Annotated in this window: 3 protein-coding genes; all 3 read left to right on the forward strand. The window is 33.1% G+C overall.

Annotated features, from left to right (window positions below; genetic code table 11):
* Window positions 1–144: 144 nt before the first annotated feature.
* The 3 genes from OM075_RS24855 (at window position 145) to OM075_RS24865 (ending at window position 2,300) form a co-directional block, all read left to right on the forward strand.
* The gene (locus OM075_RS24855) at window positions 145–417 is read left to right on the forward strand and encodes a hypothetical protein (protein ID WP_301193264.1); all 273 of its coding nucleotides are present in this window, start codon (window positions 145–147) and stop codon (window positions 415–417) included.
* A gap of 17 nt (window positions 418–434) precedes the next feature.
* Complete coding sequence (locus OM075_RS24860; protein WP_301193265.1) at window positions 435–920, forward strand: pyridoxamine 5'-phosphate oxidase family protein; 486 nt, start codon at window positions 435–437, stop codon at window positions 918–920.
* Window positions 921–1,157: 237 nt separating this feature from the next.
* Window positions 1,158–2,300 carry a hypothetical protein gene (locus OM075_RS24865; protein WP_301193266.1) on the forward strand — a complete coding sequence of 381 codons (1,143 nt, stop codon included), beginning with the start codon at window positions 1,158–1,160 and terminating at the stop codon, window positions 2,298–2,300.
* Window positions 2,301–2,405 lie beyond the last annotated feature (105 nt).

Below are 2,405 nucleotides of genomic sequence, written 5' to 3' on the forward strand. Positions count from 1 at the left end.
TCATTTACTAGTGAAAAATAACTACATTAGCCCAACAAATAAACGAAGTACATAGGCAAAATAAATAGCAGTCTATGACAGATACTGAAAAGTTGTGCCGCATGCAGGAAACCATATTCCAACTAAATTAAGTACATAAGATAAGTGAAAAAGAAGAAAAAGATTCATACAGATAAAAAAGGACGTGAATTTATAAAGGAGTCCTACTTTGTTGGTGGAAAAATGAAGTTCCGAAGAATCTATGAAATCGATGGGATCCCAGAAGATGAATTTTACAAACAAAATGCGACTGACTTGGATTTTTATTTAAATGGTGACTATGAGTTAATGAGTTGTGAAAAAGATTCTAATAGTCATTTAAATGAGCAAAATATTATTGAAAATGATTCTTTAAACAATGAAGACTTACCATTTTAAAACCTTAAAAGAACTAAATGAAACAATATCACTTACATAATCGACCCAATAGAGAACTCACAGACAAATCAGACATTGACAGAATACTTAGAGAAGGTAAATTTGCAGTGATTTCCATGTGTCGTGACAATGAACCCTATATTGTGACTTTAAGTTATGGATATGATTCAGACAATGAAATTCTTTATTTTCATTGTGCTAAGAAAGGTCTTAAACTAGAATTTTTAAATTCAAATAAGAATGTTTGTGCCACAGTGATTAAGGATAAAGGATACGTGACCGGAGAATGCGGACATGAATATGAATCTGTTGTTTTTTGGGGAAATATGTCACCAGTAAATGATTTACAAGAGAAGAAACAAGGAATGACTATTCTACTTAATCATTTAGAGGAAAAGGAGTCTATTATCGAGGAAAAATTATTGAAATCAGATGAATTTTACTCAAAAATGGAGATATTGAAACTTAAAATTGAACAGATTCATGGAAAATCTGGACGATAGAAAATAAAGCACGACGGCACAACAATGGCTAATAAAGCATAAGTGAGCCGACTAACTTTGGTTGGTTCGAGGCTTCGGTAACCACCGCCAAATCGTTGATTTGACTTTTGTAATGAAAAAGATAACAACAAATACAACGTTTTGGCTTTGTGAAATTTGAAAGTTAGGTGGGGTTAAAAATCACTTACGCTTCATAGCCTTAACGTTGTAGGGCATTAAAAAAAGAGAGTTACATACATGAACAATATTGTTTTTAATAATAAAATTGGTAATCCATCTTCTGTTGGTTATCCCAAATTGACAAAGGATGATGAAGAGAACATTATTGCTGGTCTTTTTGAGCAGTTACTGATTTTTGACAAAGTTAGTATAACAACAAATAGAGTTAACTTTGCTCTTGCATTCTTAATAAGCAAATTGGGAATTAATACTGTAGAAAGGTTATTTGAACTTGACTATATAAAAATCTTGTTGTGGACACCTGTAATTGTATCGGGGAATGGCAGACAAAAAGAAGATGGGACAATTGACCAATCAGTTATTTATGGACAACCTCCAATTGTGGCTGGAGCATTAGGAGATAAAGACCTTGACCCAGAAGAAAATATTAATAATGCGATTGCTCCATTTAATTTTCATAGAGATAGAAGAAGGATTTTTACGCGCAGAGCAGCAAAAAATTACATCATCCCAAATGGAATGGAGTTCTCAACAGATTCTGCTAAAGTTGTCATTGATGCTTACGAAAACAATAATTTGTCTGGACTGGGTCTTCCCTTTGAAAAAGAGTCTAATCAGCTTGACTTTGAACAACGCCAACAGCTTTTAGGATTAGGAAATAAAGTTTTGGAAACCGCAATCTTATCTAAATATGGCTATAAAAGTTTTGACAACTATGAGCATGTAAAAATATGCCAACAAAATCTTGATAATATTGGAAAAGCATATAATGTGGCAGAGGGAACTTCATCAATCTTAAATCTTGAGAACCTTCCTGATTTGAAGAGCCTATTTATTAACGAGAAATTAAAATTTGATGATATTTTTACTCTAAGACATTTGTCAAATGCAAAATATTATCGTAAATGGATAAATGGAATTGCAGAGGATTCAAATGCTGAAGAAATTACTAAAGAATATATAAATCAGATTAAAGGGACAAGTAAGTTTTTTAATAGTGGAGGTGGTAAATTCGTTAGAAACGTAGGAATGTTTGGAGTTGGAACGGCATTGGGGGCTGCACTTGCAGGACCAGTTGGTGCTGCGGCAGGTTTCGGATTAGGACTATTAGACACCTTTGTTTTAGATGGACTTTTAATTGGGAAAAATCCTTCAATGTTCGTTGACGAATTAAAGAACAAGATTGAAAATGAGGAATAACGCCCTAAAAAACACTTAGCCTCTAATGTAGGGTTGCTTGCATACCCTACAGATTGGAGGGTTTGTTGAACTAAACAATATTCCAGCAAATAATCTATAAAGTAT

Source organism: Plebeiibacterium sediminum, from assembly GCF_026013605.1.
Lineage (GTDB): Bacteria > Bacteroidota > Bacteroidia > Bacteroidales > Marinilabiliaceae > Saccharicrinis > Saccharicrinis sediminus.